Here is a 19,478-nt window from a genome sequence, read left to right as displayed (position 1 = left end):
CACCTGGCCCCTCAATCCACCAGCAGCTTGCCCGTGGCCTCCACGTCCGCGGCCTTGAGGCTGCGCACCACGTACTGGCCGTTCTCGTCCAGCAGGCTGTAACTCAGCGCGGGCAGGCGCAGGCGCACCCGGTAGAAGTACACGCCCCGGGCCAGCGGATCGCCCTGGTCGTTGCGCGGCTCCCAGGCTTCGCTCCAGATGAAGTCCGAGGCGCCGCTCAGCGCCAGCCGCCGGCTCGCCACCCGGCGACCCTTCACCGTGTAGACCAGCAGGTCGCAGCTGGAGGGCGCCTCCTGCTGGGCGCCCAGCAGCCGGAACGTGAACTGGGTGCGCTCGCGGGCCGGGTTGGGGAAGTTCACCACGTCCGCCAGGGCCGGCGTGCCGGGATCCAGCACCTGGAACTCCACCTCGGCGTAACCCGGATTGTTGAAGGTGTCGAAGGCGCGGGCCCGCAGGCGATGCGACCCCGTCTCGAGCAGGGGCAGCTCCAGGCGCGCCTCGCCGCGCGTCCAGTCGTCCAGGTCGTACTGGAACGAGGCCGTCAGGTCCCGGGGCGTGCCGCCATCGATCTCCATCTCGATGCGGTGCCCCAGCTCCCCCGTCAGATTGACGCCGGAGGAGTCCTGCACCTGGAGGATCACCACCGAGTTGGGCGCCACCCAGTCGCTCTCGCGCCACTGCGGCCCGTTGAGCAGCAGGCGCAGGGTTGGCGCGCTGTCGTCCAGCGCGGGATTGGGATTCTGCGCCAGCGGCAGTTCGGCGTAGACCAGCCCGTCGGAGGTCGCCCCCGACCCGGTCCGGCCCTGGTAGTAGCAGCGCAGCTCGGCGGGGTGCTCCAGGTCGCCCAGCTCGCCGGGCAGCATGAAGCGGTTGACGGCCTGGCCGGCGGCCAGCGTGGAGACGCCCGAGAAGATCAGCGCGCCCGGACTCTCGTAGTCCAGATGGATGCCGTGATACACCGTGCTGTTGGTGAAGGGGTCGTAGTTGTAACGCCGGGCCAGCGGCGCCTGGCGCATCACGGTCGTGTTGAAGCCGTCCTGCACGGGATCCGTCAGCAGCGTGTCCGCGTGGGTGCTGAAACCCGCCAGGGCCTGGCTGAGCAGGGTGTCCGCGGGCTGGCCGCCGCTGGTCAGATTGTCCAGGTGGCCGGTGCCCCGGGGAAAGCCCGGTCGCAGGCTGGGATCCCCCAGCCAGACATAGCGCCGGCGGTTGGTGTCGGAGGCGTTGAGGTTCTTGGCGCGCATGATGCTGCCGCCCAGCACGGGCCACTGGCCGTCCCCGTCCCGCTGGAACAGCTGCTGCATCAGCGTGTTGGCGAAGAGGAAATTGCTGGTCGCGCCGGTCTTGCGCGTGGCGGCCAGCACGCCGATGGCCCCGCCCCCGTCCATGTTCACCAGCTGCTGGGGAAAGGCCTCGCCCAGCGGCAAGTCGATCTCCGCCCAGGAGCAGGTGGCCGCCAGGAAGATGGCCGGCCGGCCCGTGGCCTGCAGCAGCTGGAAGTGCCGCGGCGCGTAGAAGATGTACTCGTGGGTCCAGGTGATGTTGTTGCCGTGGCCCATGTAGTTCACCAGCGCGACGCCCTCGTTGAGGGCCTCCACCAGCCGGGCCTCCGCCTGGGGCTTCTCGCGGATGCGGATGGCCGGATTGTAGACCGTGGGATAATTGAAGACGTAGAGCCGCTCCACGTCGAAGGTGCCCGGCACGCGCGTGCGGATCAACTCCTCCGTGTCCTGGCTATGGCTCATCTCGAAGGTGTCCACGCGGTCGTTCTCGCCGTGCTCGTCGTCGCCGACGAAGAGCATGCGGTTGCGCCAGAGACCTTGGTCCGCGGCACCCTCGTAGGCCTGCAGCTTGCGCGTGTAGGCGCGGACCTCGGACTCGCTGTTGGCCGGCAGCCGGCCGATGGACAGGCTCATCAGCGAACTCGACTCCACCTGCGCGAACCAGTCGTCCACCATCCAGTCCGCGTCGGTGAGCGAGGAGATCTCCCAGTACCAGGCGGGCATGCGCAGGGGGTAGGCCCCGGCCAGCAGGCCGCGGTAGTCGTAGTGCCCGTTGCCCACGAACAGCGCGTGCTCCGCGGGCGTCTCGGCGCTCAGCACCTCGTGGCGCAGGAAGTTCCGCAGCGCGCCCGGATCCGCCACGCCGCCGTTGAACTCGCTGTAGACATCCTCCAGCACGGCCAGCCGCGCGCGGGCGGGGCCCAGGCTGTTCTTGTAATCCACCAGCTCCTGGGCGGCGTCGGCAAAGGCGGCGGGCGCGATCACGATCAGGTTCGCCGTCCCGGCCTGGGCCTTGAGGTCCGGCATCTGCGCCAGGCTCAGCCCGCCGGGCGTACGCAACCCGGCCTCCGTGGCGCCGAAGTAGCGGCGCGCGCGCCCCGTGGGGCTGTTGGGCGTCAGCGGCTTCACGCGGTCCGTCAGCAGCGCGCCCTGTGTGACACGCAGCGAGTCGAAGTCCGTCACGTCCACCAGCCAGAAGGTGGCCGGCGGATCCTGCACGTTCACCTGGTAGCTGCCCGGCACGGGGGGCAGCTCGAAGGAGATCTCGTCGTCCACGAAGCGCGCCGGCGCCTCGAAGCTGGGGCAGAACCAGCTGAGGCGGATGGGATAGCCCGAGTCCACCAGCCGCTCCACGCCCAGGCTCAGCTGCTCGCCGGCCAGGGACAGCTCTCCCTCCAGCCGCGTGCTGTGCGGCAGCCCCTGCACGGGGAAACTCTGCCCGTTCAGGTCGAAGGCGATCAGGTCGTTGGGCATGGTGATGGTCGGGTAGAAGTCGTACTCCAGCCACATGGTGGCCGCCACTCCCGGCAGCGGGGCGGGGAAGGTGTAGACCGCCCGCGTACCCTCGTTGAACACGTCGCCCATGCAGGCCCGGGCCGAGGTCTCGCCGTAGCCCTTGTGCTCGTTCAACAACCCGCGCCAGCGCACGGCGGAGAGCAGGAAGGGCTCGGCGCCCGAGTCGTCGGCCAGGGCGCCCATCTCCAACCCGGATTCCACGCCGCCCAGCAGCAGCCAGTAGACGTTGGTGTCGCTGTAATAGTGGTCCTGCACGCCGATGGAGCCGTTGGCCAGGGGCACCAGCGCCGAGGTGCCGCGCCCGTAGAAGAGCAGGCGCTCGCCGGACTCGAAGGCGCCGTCGCCATCGTGCTGGCGCAGGGCCGGCAGCTCGCGCGGCGCGAACTCGTTGTTGCGCGCGGCCAGCGGATTCTCGGGGATCAGCGCGCCGCCGTAGCCGTAGAGTTTGAACGTGCGCGGATCCAGCGTGGCCGGATCCAGCCCCAGCTGGGAGAGCTGGCCGGGCGTGATCTGGTACAGGCCCTCGCGGGTCACCGGGATCCGCACCCACTGCGCGCCGTCCCACTGGGTCAGCCCATCCCGGGCCGCCAGCCGCGGCCGGGCCCAGCCCGCGGCCTGGCCCGGGTTCAGCACCAGCGCGGCCAACTCGGCAGCCGGCAGACGGCTGGGAAATCCCGCTCCGGCCTCGACGCCGAAGTCCACACGCACACGGACATCCTCGACCAGCGTGGCCTGGAGCCCGTTCTGGCGCAGCAGTTCCAGCCGGAGCACCAGCAGCCGCAGGTCGTGGAAGCCCACCTCCTCCCACTCCAGCAGCGGCACGGGGTTCTCGCCGGCGAAGTCCACCCCGTCCACGGGACCGGCCCAGGAACGCAGGGAACTGCCCGAAAGCGTCACCACCGGGCGGGCGCCGGGCGGCAGGGCCAGCTGGAATTGGCGATGAGGCGCGGCGTCCGTGCTGCCGCCCACCCGCAGGCGGGAGCGGCCCTCGGTCGTGATCCCCAGCTCCTGCACGCTGGGCCGCAGCAGGAACTCCACGCCCCGGGAGTCCTGGCGCAGCACCTGCACGTCCTCCCAGCCGGCGGCCGGCGCATCCGCCCACGCCGGCAGGAGAAGGGCCAGCAACAGAAGCAGGCCGGCCAGCCCGCCGGCGACGGCGGAACGGGGCGGGAACTGGATTGGGGAAACGGCGGCGCGGGCCTCGGCGGGGCGGACGGGGTACAGGCTCATCCTCATGGCTCCGGTTTTGCACAAGTCCCCGGGATCACGGCCGGGGTCCGCTGCGCCAGGAGTCTGTCGGGCTTGGACCTTGGATGGGATTCGCGTCCCAGTCGAGGCCGGCTTTTCGGAGATTTCGCAGCGCATACCGGGGGTATGGGCAAGAAAGCTCCGAAACATCCGGGCCGGGTGGGGCGATGAAGCCCGCCAAGTGGCCAAGTCCGACAGACTCCTAGCAGGGGGCGGCGCAAGGCTGAGCCAGGGATCGATGCACACTCCAGATTGGGGGCCGGCGGAGGGCGATTCCTCCTGCGGTGGATCGTGTCAGAATTGCAGCTCCGCCAGCACGGGACGATGATCGGAGCCGGCCAGATTCACCACCTGCGCAGTCAAGCTTCGCACTTTTTTGGAATGAAAGATATGGTCGATCTTCACGTCCAGGTTTTCACGGATGTTGAAGGTGCCGGTGGTCCACTCCTTGGCGGAAAAGGCGTCCAGGTACTCGCCGCGCATGATGCGCCAGGCCGACGAGAGCGGGAAGGTGTTGTAGTCGCCGGCCACCACCAGGGCCTCCTGCCGCCAGGGTTGCAGGGCGGCGATCAGCGATTCGCACTGCAGGGTGCGCAGGTTCTCGCCGAAGAGCTCGCTCATGATCATCGCCCGCTTGCCGTTCAAGTGGATGTCCGAGTTGGGCATGTGGACGCCTCCCACGCGCAGCACGCGGCCCTCCAGTTCCAGTTCGGCCAGGGCCAGGATGCGCCCCTCGGCCAGCGGCAGCAGGGGAAATTCACGGAAGCGCAGGATGCGGTGGCGCGAGTAGATGGCCAGGCCCATGGCGTAGGCGTCGGTGACGGAGTGGTCGTAGGCGAACAACGCCTCGTGCGGGTAGCCCGCCCGGCGCAGGGCCTCGCGCACCCGCCCGCCCCCCCGGGAGACGGGGAACTCCTGCAGCACCAGCACGTCGGCGTCCTGACCCGCGATCCCTTCGAGGATCAGCTGCCGGGAGTCGCCGTCAAACTGGTTGTGGAAGCCGTGCACGTTCCAGGAGAGCAGGCGGAAGGTCGTCTCCCCCGCAGGATGGGTCCAGGGAAACAGCCAGAGCAGGCCCCAGGCCAGCAGCCCGGCCAGGCCCAACCAGACCAGTCGACGGATCCAGCGTCCCAGGGTCATGCCCGCGTTTCCTTCCGGCCTTGTTCCGTCACAACACGATCTCGCCTGCCACCAGGCCCCGGCCCTGCACGCCGTCCAGGAACACGCTGTCCCGGGCCTCGCCCTGCCAGCGCACGCCCTCCCAGGCCACGCAGTTGCGGGCGTCCTCCGGCAAGAGGCTGCGCTCTCCCAGGCTGAGGGCGCGTTCGGCATCCCAGCGCGGCGCCAGCTCCAGCCGGTCCAGCAACCGGCGATAGGCGCCGTTTTCCCACAGTTCCCGGTGCAGGGGCAGATAGCGTTCCAGCCGGCCCAGGTCCTCCCAGAGCGCGCCCGTCCCGTCCGCCGCCAACGCCACCCCCCGGATGTCGCGCCCGGCTGCCGCCTCCGCCTGAAAGAAGGGAATCAGGTCCGGCCGGGTCCAGGCGCAGAGCCGCTCGCGGGCGGCCTCGCTCCAGACGTGGATGCCCGTGAACCCGTGCGTGCTGCGCGCCGGATCTCGCAGGCCCAGCACGCGGCCGGCGGGACACTCCACCACCCGGGGCTCGCCGCCCAGGGCCAGCGCCACCTCGGCGCCCCGCGCGCGCTCCAGCAGGCGCCCCAGCTCCCCGTCGTGCAGCACGTCGCCGTTCTGCACCAGCAGCGGACCGGGTGGCAGTTCGCGCGCCATCCGGGCCAGGCCGCCGCCCACGCCCAGCAGGTCGGGCTCGGCGAAGAAGCGCAGGTCCAGGCCGCCATCCGCAGCGCGCGCCTGCAGCCACGTCTGCACCGCCTCGCGCAGATGGTGGCCGTTCACGGCGATCAGCCGACAGCCGGCCTGCCGCAGCTGTCGCAGCCCGAACTCGAGCAGGGGAATGCCGTGCAGGGGCACCAGCGGCTTGGGACGCACCAGGGTCAGGGGGCGCAGGCGCGTCCCCAGCCCGGCAGCGAGTAGCACGCCAATGGGTTCCTTCACTTCATTCCCTCATAGTCGGCTGTGACACATCGATAGCAATCCCTTCCCCCTGCAAGGGGGAAGGTTAGGATGGGGGTTTTTCGCATCCCAATCATCTACCGGAGCCCTTGTTTGCCACCTTTCTGCTTGCGCCAGAAAGGTGGCGCCAAAGAGGCGCTTTTTATCAACCGCCAGAGTCAGCCCGCCTCCCGGCGGGCTTCCGCTGGCGGCAGCGGCTCCTTCCTGTCTCCTGGTAGTTGGTTCGCGCTTCGCGCTTCACCCATTTCCTGGTTCAGCCCTTCCGGGCTTCACCTCACTCGATCATTGAATTCAACGGTCTCACGATCTCACTGCGACTCTGTGCCCCTGTGTTAAAGAGCCACTACGACTACCCTGCATTCGCTTCGAGCCTTTGAGTCTTCGTGCCAACCGGACTCCCCGACGAGCCAGCCCCAACCCAGGCGGAATCCAACAATAACCCTGTGCCTCTGTGCCTCTGTGGTGAAAGCCACTCGGGGAACGCGCCTTAGCGGATCTTCAGCGAGAGCAGGCCCAGGAATCCCAGGAACAGCGCGATGATCCAGAAGCGGATGACCACCTTGGTCTCCGCCACGCCCCGGTGCTCGAAGGCGTGATGGATGGGCGCGCGATAGAAGATGCGCCGCCCGAGGATCCCGATGCCGATCTTCTCCTGGATCAGCACGCTGGCGCCCTCCAGCACGAACACGCCCCCCACGATGAGGAACAGCACCTCCTGCCGCATCAGCAGCATCACGGCGGAGAGCAGGCCGCCCAGGGCCATGCTGCCCGTGTCCCCCATGAAGACCTGCGCCGGGAAGAAATTGTACCACAGGAAGCCCAGCCCCGCGCCGATCACGGCTCCGCCCAGCACGGCCAGCTCGCCCACGCCGCGCACGTACTGGAACTGCAGGTACTGGCTGTAGACCTCGTTGCCCAGCACATAGGCGAACACGGCGTAAACCATGAAGGAGATGGCCGCGGGCACCACGGCCAGGCCGTCCATGCCGTCGGCGAAGTTCACGCTGTTGGACACGCTGAGGAAGACCAGCACGGTCCAGGGCACGCTCCACCAGCCCAGCTCCAGCACGGGGCCCTTGACGAAGGGCAGGTAGAGCTGGCTCTGCAGCGCCTCGGGCAGGGGCGACCAGGCGGAAAGCAGCCAGAGCGCGAAGCCCGTGGCGTAGAGGGCCTGCAGGGCCAACTTGGCGCTTTGGGAGAGACCGTGCTTGCCGCTGCCGCCCTTGAGCTTGCCCCAATCGTCCATCAGCCCCACCAGCCCGAACCAGAGCAGGGCGGAGAGTCCGGCCCAGGAGAAGGGATTGTCCGGCCGGAACCAGAGCCCGTACCCCGTCAGGATGGAGAGGATCATCAGCAGTCCGCCCATGGTGGGCGTGCCGCGCTTGTTGGAGACGTCGATGACGCCGTAGTCCTCCACCACATCACGGATCCGCCGCAGGTGCAGGAAGCGGATCAGCCGCCCGCCGATGATCAGGCTCACCACGAAGGTGGTCATGGCGGCCATCACCGTGCGGAAGGAGATGTAGTTGAAGAGGCGCAGGAAGCCGGGTCCCCCCAGTTCCTCGCGCAACAGATTGGCCAGCCAGGTCAGCATGGGCGCCGCCTGCCGGCCGGACTTCGCCGGGCCTGTCTCATGAGACCTCCCGCTGTTCGGCCAGGGCGCGCATGGCCTGTTTGAGGGGAAACTGCGGCCGGAAGTGCGTGCTGGTGAGCAGGAAAAGATCCAGCTCGCCCTGCAGGTCGGCCAGCTGCAGCTCGCCCTGTTTCACCTTGCGCTGCAGGGCCCGGATGGCCGCCTCGCGCACCAGGCAATTGGCGTGCAGGGAGAGCGGCAGGATCCACTCGCGCCAACCGGCGGCCGGCTGACAGGCCGCCCACCAGTGGGCCACGGCCTGGGCCTCCTCGAAGTTGCCCTGCCGGCGGAAGCGCTGCATGCGCTCCACCAGCGCCGGATCCGCCGGCCCCTCCTGCAGGGTCAGGGTGCGGATGGCCTCCACGCGCACCTCCCAGTAGGAGTCTTCCAGCGCCGCGCGGAGCACGCGGTCGGTCTCGGGCGTGGCCGGTAGCGCGGCCAGCGTGGTCATCAGGTTGCGCCGGATGAAGCCGTTCTGGCCCCGGCGCTCGCCCAGCAGACGGCGCAGACCGCCCACCGGCGTGGGATCCTCGGCCAGCCGGATCAGCAGCGGCAGGGCACGCTCCAGGCGCAGGGCCGCCGCCAGCTTGAGCCCCGCGTTGCGTTCCACCCAGGAATCGGAGCACAGGGCCGCCAGGCAGCGGTACTCTAGGTAGCGCCGGTCCTGGCCCTCGGGTTCCCGGGTCGCGCCCCGGCAGAGCTCCAGCGTGGGTGTGCGCTCCAGCGAGCGCGGACCCGGCGCCACGCGCTCTCCGGCGGGCCGCTCGCCCGCGGCCAGGGCGGTCGCCAGCGCGGCCAGCCGCTCGCGCGCGTCCGCGTGGAAATGCTCGCGGGCCCGGACTCCCAGTCCGGCGCGGCGTTCGGGGTCGTTCAGCAGGGTCTGCACCCGCTCCAGCAGGGCTTCCGGCCGCAGACCCGCCACGAGCCGGCCCTCCTCCGGCAGGGGCTCCTCCAGCAGGACCTCCGCCGCGCCCGCCTTCTCGGCGCTGCGCGCGTTGGCCGTCTGGTGGTCGCCGGGCAGGCCCATCTTGGGAATCAGCAACGCGGGCCGGCCCATGGCCAGCAGTTCGAACAGCGCGCCCGCGCCCGCCCGGCAGCAAACCAGGTCGGCCGCCGCGTAGGCCAGCTGGATCTGGTCGAAGTAGGGCCGGGCGTGATACAACGGCGCCAGCCGGCTCCAGTCCGGACAGTCACGCTCCAGCTGCTCCAGCTGGAGCGCGTGCTCGCGGCCCGCGTCCCAGGCCGTGCCGGCGGACATGCCCGTGCCGTGCAGCACCTGCACGCCTTGCCGCAGCAGCTCCGGCAGGATCCGGTAGAGCGCCAGGTTGATGGCGCGCGCGCCCTGGGAGCCCCCGAACACGAACAACACGGGTTTGTCGGAATTAAGTCCCAGGCTGCGGCACGCCTCCAGCCGGTCGGGCAGCCGCTCCAGCCCGGCGCGCACGGGATAACCGGTCACTTGCGTGCGGCAGCCGGGCAGGGCCGCGGCGGACTCGGGAAAGGTCAGCGCCACCAGGTCGGCCAGCCGCCCGGCCAGCCGGTTCATCAACCCCGCGCTGGCATTCTGTTCGTGGATGAGGATGCCGCAACGCAAAAGACCCAGCTTCCGGAGCAGGGCCGCGGCGAACACCGTCGGTGCCGAGGCGTAGCCGCCCGTGGCCACCACCACCTGGGGCCGGAAACGCAGCAGGTGCCAGGCGGCTTGCAGCGTCCCCAGCTTGAGTTTGAACAGGAAGGGCAGCAGGCGCGGACTGCGCAGGCCGGGGAAGCCCGTGGCGCTCGCGCTGCGGAAGGGCAGGGTCAGCGGACCGCCAGCCTCCAGGCTGGCGAGGATGCGCTCCTCGGCGCGGCCGCGGGTGCCGATGTAGAGCCCGTCCCAGCCGCCCGGACCCAACAGGGCCTGGGCGATGGCCAGGGCCGGATAGACGTGTCCGCCGGTGCCGCCTCCGGTGAAGACCGCGCGTCTCACGCGCCGCCCCCGTCAGCCGGGCGCAGCCGGTCCAGCACGCCCCCCGCCACCTGCTCAGCCGCAACCTGGGTCACCCGGCGCAGTTCCGGACAGCAGTCGAAGGCGGGCTGGACCAGGAGTTCCTCCAGGTGGCCTAGCGCCGCAGGCACGTGCTGCAGGAACCACCACTTGCCCTTCACCTTGCTCAGCAGACCGTAGGCGCCCAGGGCCTGCATCATGCGGTGGGCGGCCACCAGCGGGTACGCCTCAAGGAAAGACGCCGCGGACTCCAGTCCGCGCGCCGCGCGCCGCCGCGCGAAGCGCTCCACCAGCCGGGCGCGCAGCGGCGCGGGCAGCCTCAGGTAGGGATCGTTGACGAAGGAGGCCACGTCGTACTGGGGCGGACCCAGTCGCGCGCCCTGGAAGTCGATCAACCGCCAGCTGTCGTCCGTGCGCAGCACGTTGGTGGACTGGAAATCGCGGAAGAGCACGCCCTTGGGAGTGGAAGCTTCCACCCGGCGGGCCAGCTCCCCGCACTCGCCGTCAAACGCCGCCCGGTCCAGGGGCAGGTCCAGCAAGCCCTCGAGGAAGCGTTCGCGAAAGTAGCCGGATTCCCAGACCGTCATCAGTTCGAAATCGTAGGGCAGGGCATGCACGCGGGCCGGGTCGAAGACGTCCTGCAGACCGTGCTGGAGATCCAGCAGGATGTCCAGCACTTCCTCCATCCAACCCTCGACGCGCGGATCCTCACGCCCCGCCTCCTCCACCAGCGCCAGCAGCAGCGTGTCGCCCAGGTCCTCCACCAGGTACCAGCCCTGTTCCAGGTCCGCGAACACCAGCGCCGGCCCGTGTCCGCCCGCCTTGCGCAGCAGGCCGCCCACGTACCAGAAGGAGTGGTTTTCGTTCAGCGGTCCACCGAAGGTCTGGGGGTGGGGATTCTCCACCAGCACCAGGCTCTTGCGCTTGCCGCCGTCCGGCCAGATCCGGGTCATCACGCGGTCGCTGCCCCCGCCCGGCATGCGCCAGGCCCGCGGAAGGTGGTGGGGAATGCCGGCCGCCGTCAACCAGGCAGCGGGCTCAAGGGTGGGGTTGGGCATGTTCATGCAGGGCAAAATAGGGCTTTCCCGCGAGCCGACGGCAGCCGGCGAGCCCATCCGTGGCCTCGCGGACCAGGGAAGATCGCCTTGGCTGGGCGCCGGTCTTGTGATTCCCTCGCTGCCGGTGGATGGCTTTCCATCTCAGGGCAGAATCTTCCGCCAAGCGCTCCGCGACTCAAGTTTGCAGGTTTGGAACTCCAGAAGTCCCGGACTCTTGCCGATGAGGGATGCCGGACGACAATCCGCGCCTGCCCGGCCAAGCAGCCTGGGGCGGCGCCCAACCGTGAGGCGAAAATGGCGCTCCGCATCAACCACAACATCCCGTCGCTGTCCGTGCAGCGTGCCCTGGCCAACACCACCCGCGAGCTGGGGGTCGCCGTCGAACGGCTCTCCAGCGGCCTGCGCATCAACAAGGCCTGGGACGATCCCGCCGGACTGGCGGTCTCCGAGAAATTCCGTGCCCAGATCGCCAGCATGGTGGAAGCCGAGCGCAACGCCAGCCAGGGCATCAATCTGCTGGCCACGGCCGAAGGCGCCATGGCCATCCTCGACGACAAGTTGATCCGCATGCGCGCCCTGTCGGTGGAGGCCGCCAACGGCACCCTCACCAGTCTGGACCGCAGCTACCTGGACGTGGAGTTCCAGCAGCTGAAAAGCGAGATCACGCGCATCGCCAGCGTGACCAACTACAACGGCTTGAATCTGCTGGACGGCACGTACAGCCAGGGCAGCGCGTCCGGCGGCATTCGCCTGCAGGTGGGCACCTTTGCCGCGGCCAACGTGGACACCTATCAGATCACCATCAACGACATGACGGCCAGCGCACTGGGCCTGGCCAGCGTGGACTTGACCAACACCGCCTCCGCGCAAAGTGCGATCACCTTGGTGGACAGCGCCATCAACACCAAGGACACCGAGCGCACGCGAATCGGCAGTTACGTGGAACGCCTGCAGTACACGATCCAAAACCTGCAGGTGCAGCATGAAAACGCCGTGGACAGTGAATCCACCATCCGGGACGCGGACATGGCCGAAGAGACCTCGGCCTTCGTGCGGGCCCAGATCCTGATGCAGTCCGGCGTGGCCATGCTGGCCCAGGCCAACCAGATTCCCCAATTCGCTCTCAGCTTGATTTGATTCTCCCTGACTGTTGACGACCTGCTACAGGAAGCGGCCCGGAACACCCACTCCGGGCCGTTTTCTCGTGGGCCGCATCCACCGCACTGGACACGCGTAGTGCTCTGGCACCGGCCTGGCACCGGTCTGGCACCTGCCTGGCACCGACCTGGCACCGGCCTGGCACCGGTCTGGCACCGGTCTGGCACCGGCCTGGCACCGGCCTGGCACCGGCCTGGCACCGGCCTGGCACCGGCCTGGCACCGGCCTGGCACCGGCCTGGCACCGGCCTGGCACCGGCCTGGCACCGACCTGGCACCGGTCTGGCACCGACCTGGCACCGGCCTGGCACCGGCCTGGCACCGTATACTAAAAAGCCCCCGCCGCCAAGGGCGACGGGGGCTTGAGATCAGGCTGCGGACAGGTCAGAAATCGAAGCGCAGCGTGTACCACTGCGAGCCGTCGAAGTGCTCGTTGGGATTGTAGCTCCAGTCGATGAACAGGTTGGATTCGCCCAGGTCCACCTTGAAGCCCAGACCCGTGGCCCAGGTGTAGAGGTAGTCCTCGCCCTCACCCAGCGACGAGGCCGTCACGTAGCCCGCCCGCGCAAAGATCTGGTTGCGGAAGGCGTACTCGGCCCCGAAGCGATACTCGTCCGAGCTGTGGTGGTTGGACTGATAGGTGCCGTGGAAGCCCAGGTAGTTCACCGGGTTCTCCAGCGCCGCGTAGCTGACGCCGAACTGGAAGCTCGACGGCAACTCGAACTGCTGGTAGATGGGCTTGGCCACGCTGTGGTCGGAGCCGGGCTGGCCGTCCTCGGCGATGAAGCGCCGCTCCCCGCCGTAGCCGTCATAGCCCATGTCCGGGCCGAAGTTCTTCAGCACCACGCCGAAGGCCAGTCCATCCATGGGCGTATTCACCTGGACACCGAAGTCCAGCGAATAGCCCTTGGCACTCATGTCCTTGATCTTCTCGGAGAGCAGGTTCAGGTTGGTGCCCAGATTGACCCGGTCGGTCATCTTCTTGGCCCAGCTGAAGGTCACCGTGGAGAACTTGGGTTGAGTGATTTCGCCCGTGCCGTCGGGCATGGACTCGGTGGTCACATAGATGTCGCCCAGGTTCAGCACGCGGGCCGAGATGCCGAAAGTGCCCTTTTCCCCGAAGCTGTGCCCCGCCGAGAACTGCACCATCTCCATGTCGGCCCAATAGGTGTAGGAGCCGAACTGGGCCTGGGAGCCTTCCATCTGGGCCAGGCCGCCCGGGTTCCAGAACATCGCCTCCACGCCGCTCACCGTGCCCAGATTGGATCCGGACATGGCGGCACTGCGGGCGCCCACGGGGATGCGCAGCTCCTGGGCACCGGCGGTCCCCACGGATGTCACACCTTCCGCCCAGGCAGCCCCGCTGATCAAGACGCCCGCGAGGACGCCATAACATGTCGTTCGCATAGGTCTTCCTCCCGCGCCTTTGATCAATACTCTTTGAGCCGCTCTTCCTCGAGCATCACGGCCATCTTCCCGAAGGTGTCGCCGTGGCCCGGGGCCTCCACGTAGTACACGTATACGCCGCTGGCGACGTACACGCCGTACTCGTTCTTCAAGTCCCAGCTCACTTCATGAGCGGTGTCGGCGGACTTTTGCAGGGTCCGCACGTGATCGCCGGCAATGTTGAAGATCTTGATGGTCGCCACGTCCGGCAGGTTGATCAGCTTGACCACCTTGACATCGGACTTGGTCTCGTAGGCGCTGTGGCCGTAGTAGGGATTGGGCACCGCGCGGATCTCGCGCAGGGCCTGCTCGCCCGTGGACCGGGTCACGCCCGTGGTCGTGTAGGTGAACTCGTCCGCCGGGCTGTTGACGTAGTTGGGCGTGAAGGTGAAGGTGCCCGCGCCGGAGGCCAGCTGGGTGGCGAAGTCCGTGGCGGCGCTGCGCAGCATCGGCCACCAGGCCCAATGCACGTCGGCCGCAGGACCCCAGTTGGCGTCGTCGTCATAGTCCACGCCGCCGTTGTAGTCGCTGTCCATCACGAACAGGTAGTGGCGCCCGCCCAGCTCGGCGTCGTTGGGGTTCCACAGGCCGTCGGCCACGTCCGCGTTCTCCACGAAGCAGAGGTTCAGGCGGCGCGGGTTGGCCGGATCCTGCACGTCCCACGCACTGCCCGGGAACTGCCCCGTGCCGTCGCGCGCGTAGCCCGGCCGGATGTAGCGCGCGCAGTCCGACCACTCCGTGTTGTCGGGAGTGAGGCGCACTTCGACCTTGTGATACTGCGCCGGCAGCAGCGTGCTGCCGAAGAAGTTGACACCCAGCATCACGCCGCCGTTCAACAGCTCGCCGCCCGAGTTGACGCCCGTCAACCAGCGGGCCGCGCCGTCCACGCCCGTCCAGGAGTAGGACGCGCCGGTGAGGGTCGGACCCAGCACCGTGACCAGCGTGCCGTCCACTTCCGGGAAGCCCAGCGGGTGCAGCTCATAGTCCGGGTAGAAGTAGGCGGAGGCGGGGTCCAGGCTCTGGGCGCGGCCATTGGCGCGCGGCCCGGCGCTGTCGCTCACCCGCCACCAGGTCTCCGTCACGTCGAAGGTGTCCGGGTCCTGGATGACCGTGTAGGTGGTGTCGTAGAAACTCACCGAGTAGCTCATGTTGCGCAGCTGGGCTTCGTCGATGGTGTTCAGCAGCACCAGGCCGTCGCTGCCGCCCGCGCTGTGCGTGGCCGTGTCGGGCACCGCCACGGTGTGCCAGTTGCTGCCGCCGCCGCCGCGGTTCGGCGTCACGATCACGACGTCCTTGGAGGACTCCAGGTTGTTGGGGGTCTCGTCCGGATTGTAGCTGTAGGCACTCACGCCGAAGTAGTACGGGTGGCCGTTGATCAGCCCCGGATTGCCGGCCCACGTGTAGGCGTCGCTGGTGATCTCGATGTGCCGCAGCACGCCCGCATCCGTGCCGAACTGGGCCGGCTGGGAGAAGATCTCACCCGTCTCCGGATCGAAGGCGTCCTCGAAGATCGTGGCCACGCCGTCCACCAGGTCATAGGTGGCGATGCGCTTCCACGGGCCGGCTGCCGTCTCGCCTTGGTACACGTTGTAGCCCTGGAAGGGATAGCTGCCCGGCTCTTCCTCGCCCGCGCCGTCCCAGGTCAGGGTGACCTTGCGATTCATCTCGCTGGGGGTCACTTCCGGGATGGTCGGCGGCTGGGGCACCACGAAGTCCGCCTCATAGGCCGACTGGGCGAAGGTGTCCACGAAGCGCAGGAAGGTGATGGAACCCAGCCGGTTGGTGCCCTGGGCCACCAGCACGGCCGCCACCACTTCCACCGTGTCGCCGGGCTGCATGCTGAAAGGGCCGGCGGACATCATGAAGCGGCGGTCGGCGGGATCCGTGTCCAGCTCGCCTTCGCCGGTGACCGGGTCGCCGGACATCTGGAAGGTGGTGCCGTTGGAGAGCGGCGTGCCGTCGATGTTGAGCCCGCGCATGTAGTTGTAGCTGTCCAGGTAGGAGTGCGGGTCCGTGCCGTTGATGTACTTGTTGAACGAGGTCATGGGCAGGGTGGCCGGAATCACGCCCGAGTTGGGCGGCCACTCGATGCCGTAGCTGTTGGTCGGCCCCTTGAAGAAGTCGAAGCCCACCGCCGGCGGCTGGGCGCCGTAGGCCTTGTCCTGGTTCGTGGCGTTGTAGCAGTAGCCCAGGCCGATCTCCGGGTCGCAGCCCACGTAGTCGTCGCCCGAGCCGCCCATGTCCGGGTCGCTCCAGAGCGAGACGTAGGCCTGCTCCAGCGGCGCCGCGGCGCTCGCGCTGTAGATCAGCGTGTACTTCATGAAGATCACGTTGCCCAACGCGTCGCTGCGGTCGAAGGCGAAAGTGGTCTGCCGCACTTCGATCCCGATGGGCGCCGTGCCGCCGGCGTCGTTGCCGTGCACGGCCGCGTCCCCGTCGTTGTAGACCGTGTAGGTCATCTGGTCCGCGCCCAGCTCGTTGATCCACGGCGTGCCGTCCGTCCCGACGGGAGCGCCCTGGGCCACGGGCCAGCCCGTGTAGTCGTCGGCCGTCAGCGGGATCTGGTCCTCATGGTTGTCGGGGTTCCGCACCAGGAAACCCGCGGCCACCTTGTCCAGATGGTTCTTGTAGATCTTGTAGACGCGGTTCTCCGGCAGCGAGGGATCGGTGCCCAGCATGCCCGGGACGAACTCCTGGGAGTACTCGGCCACGGTCACCAGGGTGTCCCCGCCGCGGATGCCGCCCAGCCACAAGCCGGCGTCGTAGATCACGGACTTGTCGGAGAGCGGGTAGTTGTTGGGGAAGTAGAGTCCGTCGGACTTGCCGCGGGCGTTGGATTTGTCATAGGCGAACACACCCACGTTGGTGACGAACATGTCGAGCTGGTTGGCGTCGATGGTCATCGTGGTGGATGTGACGTCGGTTCCGGGCGAGACCTTCCCCGCCACCTGCCGACGCTCGGCGAGCGCGGGAAGCGCGCAGGCGCAGGCCAGCAGGACGGACAAGGCCCCCGAGGTCATTTTTCGCTTCATCTATCGACTCCTTGCTTAGCCTAGTAGTTGACCGTCAGGCCCACCTGCAGCATGCGCGGCACGTTCCAGTTGTTCGGATCGTCCTCGCGCAGCTTGTACAGCTCCTCGCCGTCGATGCCCTGGGCCGCCATGCTGGCCATCCAGGCCTGGCCCTCGCTGGTCTCCAGCCAATAGGTGGTGCCCGGGTCCCCGGAGGAATCCCACACCGAGACGTAGTTCTCGGTGCCCAGCACGTTGATCACGTTGAGGAAGAAATCCAGGTCCACACCGTAGGCCTTGAAGCCCCGCGTGAAGCGGAAGTCGAGCTGATAGCTCCAGTCGATGTTGGAGGAGTTGATGGCGCGCTCGTTCTCGGGGAAGTTGGCACCCAGGGTCACCTCGTTGTAGACCTTCTTCTTCGTGTAGGGACGGCCCGAGGCTGCGTCCACGTTGAAGCCGAAGGTGGTGTTCTCGAGGATCGGGTAGTCCATGACGCGCGGTCCGTCGCCCGCGGAGAACTCGTAGCTGAACACGCCGCTGAAGTGGTGGCGGCGGTCAAAGACCAGCGGGTTGGTGAACTTCGGCGGCTCGCTGCCCGTCCAGGCCACGCGGTCGTTGCCGTTGTTCGAGGACCCGGTGCCGTTGGCCCAGGAGATCGTGTAGTTCAGGTTGGCGGAGAAGCGCTTGTAGGGATTCAGCCGGAACTCCACCTCGAGGCCCTTGGTGACGGCGCGGTCCATGTTGTAGTACGTGCTGTACTGGGTGGGCGTGGCCGGCACGCTGATGGCGTTGACGTAGTCGTCGATGGACTTGTAATACGCTACGAAGGCCAGGGCCGTGTACTCGCCCATGCCGTGGTCCACACCGAACTCGTAGCTGGTGGTCTTGCTCGGCGCCAGGTTCGGGTTGCCCAGCACCGTGTGGTAGCCGCCGTACTTGATCATCCGCTCGAAGTAGCCGTAATCCACGTAGTACGAGTAGAACGACGGGAATTGCGTGTAGCGGCCGTAGTTGAAGTGGAAGGTCGTGACGTCACTCACCGGGAAGCTCACGCCCAGGCGCGGGCTCCAGATGGAGAAGGCGTCCACCGCCTTGGTGTCCTCGCCCAGGATGAACTCGCCGTCGTTGCCGTCGTTGGGATCGTTTGTGTCACCCAGCGGGCTGGAGGGGTTCTTGATGTACTCGGCGTCGGGATCCAGATAGTCCCAGCGCAGACCCAGGTCGAAGCGGATGCCGTAGTCCAGGCGGATCTTGTCCTGGGCGTAGAAGCCCATGGTCACAGGTTCCGGCGGGGCCATGGTGTAGCCGCGGTCCGCCACGTCGCCGTTCGTGGTCAGGCTGCCGTTGCCGTCCGTCTCATTGCCCATCACGTTGTAGCCGAAGTTGTTCAGGTCGAACCAGCGCTGGTCGTACTCCGTGTTGGCCACGGCGTTGGGGAAGCCGTGCTCGTAGTAGCGCAGCTTGTACATCTGCATCTCGAAGCCGCTGCGCAGGTCGTGATCGAAGCCGATGGTCTTGGCCACGTCCGCCCGCAGGCTCGTGTACTGGGTCTGGCGCTTCATGTAGTTGCGGAACATGCGGCCCGTGTCCCAGAAGAGCGCGGTCTCGTCGTAGTTGGGCAGGCTGTTGGTGCCGTAGCTCAGGATGTCGTCACGGAAGGTGTCGTCCCCGCGGAAGCGGAAAATGTCCGTGAAGCTCGCCGTCAGCGTGTAGTTGAGATCCGATGCCACGGCGTGGTTGAAGCGCGCGTAGATCGCCTTGTTCTTGTCGTGGTAGTAGGGCATGTGCTCCAGGTCGAAGAGATAGGACTGGCGGAACTCGTTCCACTCGTCGTCCGAGTGCAGCAGGCCCAGGTCCAGGCGCATCTTGTCGGTGATGCTGTTGGTGAATTTCACCACGGTGGCGCTGCCTTCCAGGCCGTTCTTCTCCTTGGCGCCGTCGTCGATGAAGGACGGGCCGCGGTCGCCGTAATCCAGCGCTTCATAGGCCATGAAGAAGCGGTACTTGGGGTTGCCGGGAATCACGGGGCCGGAGAGGGCCACGCCCATCTTGGTCTGGTCGAAGCGGTGCTTCTCCGGGCTGATGGCGTCGGTGGTCAGCTCCACCGCAGCGTGGTAGTCTTCCTGGCCGCTCTTGGTGGTCCAGTTGACCACGCCCGACATGAAGCGCCCGTACTCGGCCGAGAAGTTGCCCTTGAGGAAAGCGAACTCGTCCCAGGCCAGGTCCGGGATGCGGAAGGTGATGAAGCCCGAGTAGGGGTCGTTCAACGTGACGCCGTCCACGTTGAACATCACCTCGTCCTCGCGCGAGCCACGCACCGAGATGCGCGGGCCGTTGGTGTTCTCGTTGTAGTAGCTGCCGGCGTTGGTCGTGTTGTAGTTATAGGTCTGCACGCCGGATTGGATCTTGATGATGTCGTTGTAACCACGCACGGGCAGCTCCTGCAGCTGCGCGGCGTCGGTGATCTGCACGGACGAGGTCTTGTCCAGCTCGATGAGCGGACGCTCCGCGAAGATGGTCACTTCCTCGCCCTGGAGGGCCGTCTCCTCCAGCGTGACGTTCTGGACCTTGAGCAGGTCCGCGCTGATGCGCAGATCCGTCAGATGGACGCCCTTGTACCCCACCGCCGAGAACTGCACCTCATAGGTGCCGGCCGGAATGTTGGTGATGTAGTACACGCCGTTGATGTCGGTGGCGGCGCCCATCTTGGTCCCTGCCAGCACCACGTTGGCCCCCACCACTGGGCTGCCGTCGCCGGCCCTGCTCGCCAATCCCTTGAGGCTGCCGGTGGTACCGGCCAGTGCAAGGGCGGGGAGAAGGAGGAGCCAGCAGCCAATTGCTGTCAAGCATCGTTTCATGCCGAACCTCCAGTTATCCATGGATGTGTGAGTACGCACAACGGCGCCGGCTTGTAGAACCGGCACATGGGACGCTACGCAAGGATTGGTGTCGATCGTGTGACGAAGTGGGGCAACACGCAGGCGTTGCCACTTGATTCAAGTCGCAACCTACACCTGTCGGCGTCTCAAGTCAAGCAGGAAAGCGCCTCGC

The 19,478-nt window shown here is 67.6% G+C and carries 10 protein-coding genes; 1 reads left to right on the top strand and 9 read right to left on the bottom strand.

The genetic code is table 11. The features are described from left to right. Window positions 1-11: 11 nt before the first annotated feature. The 6 genes from WC326_05890 to WC326_05865 form a co-directional block, all read right to left on the bottom strand. The gene (locus tag WC326_05890; protein MFA7330590.1) at window positions 12-4,028 is read right to left on the bottom strand and encodes a C25 family cysteine peptidase; all 4,017 of its coding nucleotides are present in this window, start codon (window positions 4,026-4,028) and stop codon (window positions 12-14) included. A 312-nt stretch (window positions 4,029-4,340) separates the two neighbouring features. After that, a complete protein-coding gene (locus WC326_05885; GenBank protein MFA7330589.1) occupies window positions 4,341-5,186 on the bottom strand; it encodes an endonuclease/exonuclease/phosphatase family protein in 846 nt (281 codons plus the stop codon). Between the two features lie 28 nt (window positions 5,187-5,214). Next, window positions 5,215-6,117, bottom strand: coding sequence for a sugar phosphate nucleotidyltransferase (locus tag WC326_05880; protein ID MFA7330588.1), 903 nt, complete (start codon window positions 6,115-6,117; stop codon window positions 5,215-5,217). Between the two features lie 505 nt (window positions 6,118-6,622). Continuing rightward, the gene (mraY, locus tag WC326_05875) at window positions 6,623-7,729 is read right to left on the bottom strand and encodes a phospho-N-acetylmuramoyl-pentapeptide-transferase (protein ID MFA7330587.1); all 1,107 of its coding nucleotides are present in this window, start codon (window positions 7,727-7,729) and stop codon (window positions 6,623-6,625) included. 37 nt (window positions 7,730-7,766) lie between these two features. Continuing rightward, on the bottom strand, window positions 7,767-9,737 hold the full coding sequence (locus WC326_05870; GenBank protein ID MFA7330586.1) for a UDP-N-acetylglucosamine--N-acetylmuramyl-(pentapeptide) pyrophosphoryl-undecaprenol N-acetylglucosamine transferase: 1,971 nt from the start codon (window positions 9,735-9,737) through the stop codon (window positions 7,767-7,769). Beyond that, window positions 9,734-10,813: a phosphotransferase gene (locus WC326_05865; GenBank protein MFA7330585.1), complete on the bottom strand. Its 1,080-nt coding sequence runs from the start codon at window positions 10,811-10,813 to the stop codon at window positions 9,734-9,736. Before WC326_05865 ends, WC326_05870 begins: the two co-directional genes overlap by 4 nt. A 294-nt stretch (window positions 10,814-11,107) precedes the next feature. Here WC326_05865 and WC326_05860 point away from each other — a divergent pair, with 294 nt between their 5' ends. Further along, on the top strand, window positions 11,108-11,950 hold the full coding sequence (locus tag WC326_05860) for a flagellin (protein ID MFA7330584.1): 843 nt from the start codon (window positions 11,108-11,110) through the stop codon (window positions 11,948-11,950). A gap of 404 nt (window positions 11,951-12,354) precedes the next feature. Here the strand turns inward: WC326_05860 and WC326_05855 are convergent, their stop codons facing one another. From WC326_05855 to WC326_05845, 3 genes are all read right to left on the bottom strand, one after another. Further along, window positions 12,355-13,302, bottom strand: coding sequence for a PorV/PorQ family protein (locus tag WC326_05855; protein ID MFA7330583.1), 948 nt, complete (start codon window positions 13,300-13,302; stop codon window positions 12,355-12,357). Window positions 13,303-13,400: 98 nt separating this feature from the next. Next, window positions 13,401-16,448 carry a hypothetical protein gene (locus tag WC326_05850; GenBank protein MFA7330582.1) on the bottom strand — a complete coding sequence of 1,016 codons (3,048 nt, stop codon included), beginning with the start codon at window positions 16,446-16,448 and terminating at the stop codon, window positions 13,401-13,403. 20 nt (window positions 16,449-16,468) lie between these two features. After that, the gene (locus tag WC326_05845) at window positions 16,469-19,285 is read right to left on the bottom strand and encodes a TonB-dependent receptor (protein MFA7330581.1); all 2,817 of its coding nucleotides are present in this window, start codon (window positions 19,283-19,285) and stop codon (window positions 16,469-16,471) included. Window positions 19,286-19,478: the final 193 nt, after the last annotated feature.

It is taken from the genome of Candidatus Delongbacteria bacterium (assembly GCA_041675285.1).
Lineage (GTDB): Bacteria > CAIWAD01 > CAIWAD01 > CAIWAD01 > CAIWAD01 > CAIWAD01.
The sequence above is the reverse complement of the archived record's forward strand: the minus strand, read 5'-3'. Positions and strand labels throughout refer to the sequence as shown.

What these genes read in the sequence shown, in the direction of transcription:
- WC326_05860 (MFA7330584.1), top strand. Translation starts at nt 11,108, where the DNA reads ATGGCGCTCCGCATCAACCACAACATCCCGTCGCTGTCCGTGCAGCGT.
- WC326_05885 (MFA7330589.1), bottom strand. Translation starts at nt 5,186, where the DNA reads ATGACCCTGGGACGCTGGATCCGTCGACTGGTCTGGTTGGGCCTGGCC.
- WC326_05845 (MFA7330581.1), bottom strand. Translation starts at nt 19,285, where the DNA reads ATGAAACGATGCTTGACAGCAATTGGCTGCTGGCTCCTCCTTCTCCCC.
- WC326_05890 (MFA7330590.1), bottom strand. Translation starts at nt 4,028, where the DNA reads ATGAGCCTGTACCCCGTCCGCCCCGCCGAGGCCCGCGCCGCCGTTTCC.
- WC326_05850 (MFA7330582.1), bottom strand. Translation starts at nt 16,448, where the DNA reads ATGAAGCGAAAAATGACCTCGGGGGCCTTGTCCGTCCTGCTGGCCTGC.
- mraY (MFA7330587.1), bottom strand. Translation starts at nt 7,729, where the DNA reads ATGCTGACCTGGCTGGCCAATCTGTTGCGCGAGGAACTGGGGGGACCC.
- WC326_05865 (MFA7330585.1), bottom strand. Translation starts at nt 10,813, where the DNA reads ATGCCCAACCCCACCCTTGAGCCCGCTGCCTGGTTGACGGCGGCCGGC.